The following is a 6,451-nucleotide window of genomic DNA, read 5'->3' as shown; positions in this document are numbered from 1 at the left end:
TCAGTTATTTTTGAAGCGATTGCGCTAGCTTTATTAGTTGGTACTTTGATAGTTGCTGAGCCATTTAAGATAGTTTTAAGTGTGTCAAAATTGTTTTTTTGCAACTTATTTGCGTCTAGTTCTGCATCTGAAAGTTGTTGCACATCTTTAGTTAATGCAGTTGAGTCTGGTGTTGTAGCACCTGAAGTTGTCATTGTTACACTAATTGATATTGTTCCGTCAGTTGCTCCTGTTGCTGAAACAACAAATGTTGAACCATTACCATTGATAGAAGTTAAATCTATTCCTAGTTGATCTTTAAGCGAAGCAACATCAGTTATTTTTGAAGCGATTGCACTAGCTTTATTAGTTGGTACTTTAATAGTTGGTGATCCATTTAAGATGGTTTTAAGTGTGTCAAAATTGTTTTTTTGCAACTTATTTGCATCTAGTTCTGTATCTGAAAGTTGTTGCACATCTTTAGTTAATGCGTTTGAGTCTGGTGTTGTTGTACCTGCAGTTGTCATTGTTACACTAATTGATATTGTTCCGTCAGTTGCACCTGTTGCTGAAATTGCAAATGTTGATCCATTAATAAAAGTTAAATCGATTCCTAGTTCATCTTTAAGTTTAGCAGCATCAGTTATTCTTGAAGCAATTACACTAGCTTTATCAGTTGGCACTTTAATAGTTGTTGCATCATTTAAAATAGTTTTAAGTAAGGCGATATTATTGGCTTGTATCTCATTACTAGTTACAATATTCACTTTTTCTTCGTTTATAACTTTTTCGATTACAGGACTAGGGGTTCCAGGAAAACCCTTTGTAGTTAATTGGATATAGACAGTTATGTCACCTTTATTATCGCCTTTTGCACTAACGGTTACTTTTGACCCTTTTATTTTAGTTAGATCAAGACCCAACTCTTCTTTGAGCGAGTCAACATTTTCTATTTTTTTAGCAATTTCCTTAGCATCTTTACCTTTTTCCTTTATATAAGGTTTTTTCATTAGCGATTTTTTAATTAATTCTAAGTTTTTTTCATTTAACTCTTTAGGATTTTCTTTTTTTGTTATGTTTTTCGGTTCATGTGTATTTACATCTTTTGTATCCCTTTTTTTCTGATTAAAATTTTTATTTTCAGTCTTGCCACAAGATACAACAATACTAGCAGTAGATACTGTTAATATTGCAGAAAGCAATGTTGTTTTTAAAATAATTTTTTGTTTAGTCTTCATATTTGACCTCCCATATTTATTTAAGTTACTATTTTATATAAATAAATACTTTTTAATTTTATCTAATGAGTTTTGTGGATATAGTAAAAAACAAACTTAAAAACAAATTTTATCAAGTGGACTAAAAAACAATATTTTGAATTAAAAATATTAAATAAAACAATTTAAATAAGACCCAAAAAAAGATATCTCTATAAAAATATTGATAATTTCAAGGTATTTAATCATAAAATGTGTTTTATATATTTAATTAAAAGATTATTTTAAATGAAAAATGAATGCAATTAAAGATAATACATACCGAAATTTTATACACTTTGCCTAAATATTAAACTTCTAATGATATTTTTAATTCACATTATTCCATATACTTTTTCAAAATAAATCAAAAAAATAGATAAAAAAACATACTACCAGAAATCACAAAGACATAATATATAAGATTAGTAAATATAAGGATATATTAAAAAAACACCAACAAAAGTTGGTGCTATATAGTTGCTTCATATAATTAAGATTTGTTCTAGTGAACATGAATCAAAAGTATTAATAATGCAGACATAAACCCAATTACAAATAACATCATTGTTATATGTCATTTGGCATGTGAAATGTTTTGATCGATAAATTCCGGTATCAATTCTATAATTGATGTAAACACTAAAATTGAACCAGAAATCACAAAAATCATAGGCATTAATCACACAACATCTTGAATACCTTCTCCAATATAGGCACCAATAAACATTAGTGGTACAAGCAGCAATTGAATAACTAAGGTATAGCCCATAGCTTTCCATTTATTTAATCCCATTTCAATTTGTCTATAATAAATAGTTAACATCTCAGGAATAGTATGAATAATGAATGCTACAATAGCTGCAATTGTTATCCCTGAATGATTTGTACTCATCCCATGAATCATTAAACCAAGAGATATACCAGCTGGTAGTTTATGAAAAGCTAACAGGGTTATTACTGTCAATTTAGATTTTGCAGATTGTGCTTCTTTAATATTAAAAATGTGATCTCCGTGGTTATGATCATCATGATTACCATGCACTTCTCCAGCTTTTTTAATAAATATATGCCTTGCTAGGAAAGATCCACCCATTCCTAGTGTAACTCCCGCTACAGCAACACCCGCCATTATTAGTATTACTTCCCATTGTTCATAATGATGAGCATGAGATGCTGCACCATGGTTATGAGAATGACCTCCACTTAATTGTTCTTGAAGTTCCATCATAGGTTGTGCAATTAGTCCATATAATCCTAGAACTAATATAAAACCTGCTGAAAATGAATATAAATATATATTTGATTTTCTTTTAATAGTTGGTTTTACAATTGGTAATATCAACCCTAAGATAATAGGTATTAAAAGAATAACAGCACTGAATATCAAAACTTTTAAGGAAAGATCTAAATTATTAAATCCTTGCATTTTTCCTTCTTTCTATACAACAATAATAACACAACTGGTACTTTTACTGGTACTTTTTTTATTTTTATATTTTTAGAAGGTTTTTAAATGTCGAATCTTTTAATAATAACTACATCTTTTTTATTAATGTTTAAAAAGTTTATAGTGCCCACTGGAAAAAAATAAACAAAATGTGCACTAGCAAAGTACTTAGAAAAATATCCAGGATTAACACTTATAAAAGTTTTCAATACTTTACCATCTCTATCTGAAACTACAACATCATAATTTTGATTAAAAAATATTGTCTGGAAACCTTTTTTATTTCTTAATAAATATCCTGTTTCATATTGTGGTATTTGAAAATTTTTTAACATTTTAATAGTTTTGGCAGTAGAGGTATTATTCATTATTTTTCATTTAGGAATAATTTTATCATTTACGGATAGATAAAATTCTCTATTTTTTATGCTTTTTTTATTTTTTCTTGTAAAAATATACTTGATATTTGTGATATCTCTTAATTTCATATTAACTTTATTATATAATATATATACTTAAACAATAAAATAACTAATTGGCTTAAAAGGAGAATAATGGCAGGACATAGTAAATGAGCAAATATTAAACATAGAAAAGCAGCACAAGATTCAGCAAGATCAAAAATCTTTGCAAAATTTTCAAAAGAAATAATGGTAGCTGCGGCTGCAGGTGGAGGGGATCTTGCTACAAATGCACCTCTAAAATTAGCGGTTACTAAAGCTAAGGCAAAATCAATGCCGGCAAAAAATATTCAAAAAGCAATTGATAAAGCTACAGGTGTTGGTGCTGCTGGTGCAGTATATAAAGAGACTATATACGAAGGTTACTTACCTGGTGGTATCTCAATTATGGTTATGTGCCTTTCGGACAATCACAATAGAGTTTCAGCATCAGTAAAATCACACTTCAATAAAACTGGAGGGTCATTAGGTAAAAATGGATCAGTTTCATATATTTTCGATAGGAAAGGTATTTTGGAATTTCCACTAACAATTGGTGATGAAGATACTATAATGATGACATCTTTAGAGGTAGGTGCCAGTGATTTTGAAAAAGGTGAGGAAACATATATTGTTACCACAGAAGCAACTGAGTTTTCAAAAGTTAAGGAAAACCTTGAAAATCAATTAGACGGACTTACATTTTCAACAGCTGAGGTTACATATGAACCAAACATGACTGTTAAAGTTGATCCTGATAAAGCACAAAAAATTCTTGATGCTATTGATAGGTTTGAAGATGATGACGATATACAAGAAGTATTCCATAATTTAGACCCTGAGTCTTTTGAGTAAATAATTTAAATAGATATAACTTTTAGAATAAATAAGCGTTAGCAGTAGCTATCGTTTTTTAAAATTTATTATTTGCTCCGGTCTTTTGTTTATATTAATTCAATCTAATATATAGAATTATTCATATTTGTGAATCACAATTGTTATTTCAAGTATTAAAAAAAGTCTTTTGTTTTATAATTTATTTATGTCATTAATATTTTCAGATATAGACGGAACAATATATGGTCCGGAACACAAAATACATCCAGAATTAAAACCAAGAATCAGAGAGGCGAAGAAAGATTCAGTAATGTTCAACATTGCAACTGGAAATGGTCCTTTTACATCCATTAAAGAACTAGCGGAAGAATTGGGAGCTAAATACCTTATAAATTCAAATGGTGCAGGTATTATAGATATGGTAAGCGGCGAATTTATTCACAAAAATATGATTTTAGCAAAAGATGCAAATATAGCATTATCATTTGCAAATGAACTAAAAATACATGCAGATTGATGAAATGAGGATTCATTATTTTGTAACGAATTTGTTTCTGAAGAGGCCAAAAAACTTATAAAAGAAGCTATGGCAACTAAGGGACCAGAAATTCAAATTGCAAATAAAATAGAAAAAGATATATTCAAGATAGAATTTTACGATCTTAATGTTGAAAAAATTGATAACCTACAAAAATCTTTAGAGAATGAAGGTTTTACAGTAGCAAGAATGAAACCAATACATATTGAGGTAACTAAGCCAGGGGTTTCTAAAGCTCATGCTATGGAGATAATATGTGAAAAACATAATGTTGACATAAGCAAGGTTATGTCAGTTGGTGACTCTGCAAATGATGAGACTATGTTAAAGGCAGCTGGTTATTCTTATGCAATGGCAAATGCTCCTAAAAAAGTTAAAGAATGAGCCAAATTTCACACAACTGCTTATAATCAAAATGGAGTTGGGATGGCGATAATAGATTTTCTACATAGAACAAAAAAATATAGGCAATAAGGAATGAGTGTTGAAATAAAATATTGCAACATGTCAAACCAAGACCTTAAAAAATAATTACTCCGATGTAATTATTTTTTTAATATGCAATTTTATATTCTCTTTTGTTATTTTATAGTTTGTATGATGCATTTTTCATAGCATAACTTGCAATATTGGAATGCCAAATAATGATGTTATCAGCAATATTGCCATATTCACCCTTGTGTAATTTTTATTCTTATGGAAATTAAGTAAAGTAAATGTTCATGCTATTGAAGTAATAACAATAAATTCTAAAATGGAAAAAATGATATTTAAAACTTTATTGTTATTAATATTCGTGATACAAATAATTCACATAATACTGCCAAATATGAATAACATGAAATCTAAAAATAACATGAAATATATAATATATCTAAGTTCCATCGTTGGTTTCTCTTTAATCATTTTTATCCGCCTTTTTTAAATTTTACATTATTTAAACATATTTTATTGTTTTGGGTTGCTTAGAGGTATATAATTATTATATGAATAAAATTAAAATAAAAGGAATCCCTTTTAAATTAAAAGGGAATCCAATCACAAAGGGAGAAGTTTTAAAATTCAAAGCTAAAGGAACAAATAAAAAAGACTTTGAATTAGAATCAGTAAAAGGGACTAAAGTAATTTCTATATTTCCAGATATAAATACTAGTGTTTGTGATCGTCAAACTCAAGAAATAGCAAGATTAGCCAATGAAAATAAAAATATAACTTTTATTTCTATTTCAATGGATACTCCAGAAACACAATCAAAATGATGTGCAGCGCACAATATAGATAATATTTTGATAGTTTCAGATGAAGAATATAAAGAATTTGCAGATAAAACAAATATTTATATCACTAAAATAAAAAAACATGCAAGAGGATTTATTTTATTGGATGAAAATAATATAATTCAAGACATGGTATTAAATGAAGAAATTGCTAAAGATCCAGATTTTGATTTACTAAATACTTGATTGTAGAAAAATTAAATATATAAATTAACTTTTTAACTCCTATTATATAGGGGTTTTATTTTAATATTGTTAAAAATAAGAAGCTTTTTTATAACCTTCCCTGAATTTGTTAGCAAATCATTTCTCATATTTTAAAATTTATAAAATTGACAAATATTTTATTTCTCACCGCCAATTTACTTGAAAGATATAAAAAAACTTTTATTACTATAATCCTTCATTATAAGCCTTTAAATTTAGCACAAATATTTAAATTCAGTACTCTTTAATTACTTCCGCCACAATATAAATCCACTTATATATAGATAATTAAATATAGTTTACCCAAAATATCAATTCGATATTTTATTTCCTCTAATATTTAGCAATAAAAAAAAGAACTTCCTTTGAAGCTATATTAGGATAAAAATTTAAGACACAACTCGGAAAGGGTGGTGTCTTTTATGAAACATTATAAATTTAAAGATAAATTGTGGGCATTAAAACAA

General features: G+C 27.7%; 7 protein-coding genes. 3 read left to right on the top strand and 4 right to left on the bottom strand.

Annotated elements, in window-relative coordinates:
- The 3 genes from C4B24_RS04390 to C4B24_RS04380 form a co-directional block, all read right to left on the bottom strand.
- Window positions 1-1,217: hypothetical protein (locus C4B24_RS04390; RefSeq protein WP_131599562.1), on the bottom strand; the 1,217-nt coding region annotated here is incomplete at its 3' end.
- Between the two features lie 523 nt (window positions 1,218-1,740).
- Window positions 1,741-2,664, bottom strand: coding sequence for a ZIP family metal transporter (locus C4B24_RS04385; protein WP_131599561.1), 924 nt, complete (start codon window positions 2,662-2,664; stop codon window positions 1,741-1,743).
- 83 nt (window positions 2,665-2,747) lie between these two features.
- Entirely contained in the window at window positions 2,748-3,173 is a 426-nt protein-coding gene (locus tag C4B24_RS04380) for a hypothetical protein (RefSeq protein ID WP_131599560.1), read from the bottom strand.
- Between the two features lie 66 nt (window positions 3,174-3,239).
- Between C4B24_RS04380 and C4B24_RS04375 the strand changes: the two genes are divergently transcribed.
- Complete coding sequence (locus C4B24_RS04375; RefSeq protein WP_131599559.1) at window positions 3,240-3,980, top strand: YebC/PmpR family DNA-binding transcriptional regulator; 741 nt, start codon at window positions 3,240-3,242, stop codon at window positions 3,978-3,980.
- A 187-nt stretch (window positions 3,981-4,167) separates the two neighbouring features.
- Window positions 4,168-4,974: a Cof-type HAD-IIB family hydrolase gene (locus C4B24_RS04370; RefSeq protein WP_131599558.1), complete on the top strand. Its 807-nt coding sequence runs from the start codon at window positions 4,168-4,170 to the stop codon at window positions 4,972-4,974.
- 57 nt (window positions 4,975-5,031) lie between these two features.
- On the opposite strand, the gene C4B24_RS04365 is transcribed toward C4B24_RS04370, so the two are convergent.
- Window positions 5,032-5,406 carry a hypothetical protein gene (locus tag C4B24_RS04365; protein WP_131599557.1) on the bottom strand — a complete coding sequence of 125 codons (375 nt, stop codon included), beginning with the start codon at window positions 5,404-5,406 and terminating at the stop codon, window positions 5,032-5,034.
- 80 nt (window positions 5,407-5,486) lie between these two features.
- On the opposite strand from C4B24_RS04365, the gene C4B24_RS04360 reads away from it, so the two are divergent.
- A complete protein-coding gene (locus tag C4B24_RS04360) occupies window positions 5,487-5,969 on the top strand; it encodes a redoxin domain-containing protein (protein ID WP_131599556.1) in 483 nt (160 codons plus the stop codon).
- Window positions 5,970-6,451: the final 482 nt, after the last annotated feature.

Source organism: Mycoplasma marinum, assembly GCF_004335975.1.
Classification (GTDB): Bacteria; Bacillota_I; Bacilli_A; order Mycoplasmatales; family Metamycoplasmataceae; genus Mycoplasma_K; species Mycoplasma_K marinum.
Note: the sequence above shows the minus strand (reverse complement) of the source record. Positions and strands in the feature narration are given on the sequence as shown.